Source organism: Serratia sp. Ag1 (assembly GCF_000743355.1).
Taxonomy (GTDB): Bacteria; Pseudomonadota; Gammaproteobacteria; order Enterobacterales; family Enterobacteriaceae; genus Chania.
Genome location: NZ_JQEI01000077.1, coordinates 1 through 985, shown reverse-complemented (window position 1 = coordinate 985; position 985 = coordinate 1). Strand labels below are relative to the sequence as shown.

3 protein-coding genes are annotated in these 985 nt (G+C 45.2%); all 3 read left to right on the top strand.

The window, feature by feature from the left end:
* The coding region (locus tag IV04_RS23895; RefSeq protein WP_037441673.1) for a phage major capsid protein at window positions 1-187 on the top strand (187 nt) is incomplete at its 5' end.
* Between the two features lie 42 nt (window positions 188-229).
* A complete protein-coding gene (locus IV04_RS24845; protein WP_051916966.1) occupies window positions 230-805 on the top strand; it encodes an HNH endonuclease in 576 nt (191 codons plus the stop codon).
* Window positions 798-985, top strand: a 188-nt coding sequence (locus IV04_RS23885) for an HK97 family phage prohead protease (RefSeq protein WP_037441670.1), incomplete at its 3' end; no start/stop codon positions are given. The genes IV04_RS24845 and IV04_RS23885, both read left to right, overlap by 8 nt.

The window sequence follows — 985 nt, the reverse complement described above, 5'->3', positions numbered from 1 at the left end:
GCCGGTGATTGCTGTCGGTGACTTCAAGCGCGGCTATTTCATCGTGGATCACGAAACTGGCACCCGTACCCGCCCGGATAACATCACCGAGCCTGGATTTTTTAAGGTCCACACCGATAAATACCTGGGCGGTGGGCTGGTGGACTCCAACGCCATCAAGGTACTGGAAATCAACGCTACCAAGTAATCCGAGAAGGGGCTACGGCCCCTTTGTCTTATGGAGCCACCGATGAAAGCAATAAATAAAAACAAGCCACTCCCTAACCGTGATTATTTGATTGAGCGTTTTTACTTTAATGAAAGTTCTGGCTCATTGTTTTGGAAGTTGCGTGAGTTAGATTCCTTTAAATCGCCCCGTGACGGCAAGGCATGGAATTCACGCTATGCAGGTATAGAAGCTGGCTATGTTAATAAGTTTGGCTCAAAAAAATACCTAGTCATTGGTTTGGATGGTAGCCAATTCTTAGCGCATAGGCTGATATTCAAAATACTTCATGATGAAGAGCCGGAAAATATAGATCACTTAGATGGTAATGGGCTAAACAACACACCCGTAAACCTACGGGGTACTAACTGCGCTGGAAATCATCTCAACGTAATGATGAGCAATCGGAATACCAGTGGTGTGGTTGGAGTGTCTCTGCATAAAAAATCGAATCTTTGGAGAGCAAGAATAAATATTGGGCGAATTAACCGAGCACTTGGGTATTTTGCTGATTTTGACTCTGCGGTAATGGCAAGAAAAAAAGCTGAGATTGAATTGGGCTTTTTAAAAAATCATGGGGCGAAAAATTATCATGGCTAAAGAAAATAATATCGAGATAAGAACCGCAACGCTCACAAGCAAAGGCTCTGTGCTGGTGGGCTATGCCGTGAAGTGGAACAGCCGTTCAGAAGTGCTGTGGGATGAGTTTGTAGAGCAATTTGCCCCTAATGCCTTTAAAGACAGCCTGGCAGCCGGTACTGATGTTCGCGCCCTGTACGA

Bases quoted from the DNA above. Each gene is read 5' to 3' on its own strand.
- IV04_RS24845 (WP_051916966.1), top strand. From the start codon at position 230: ATGAAAGCAATAAATAAAAACAAGCCACTCCCTAACCGTGATTATTTG.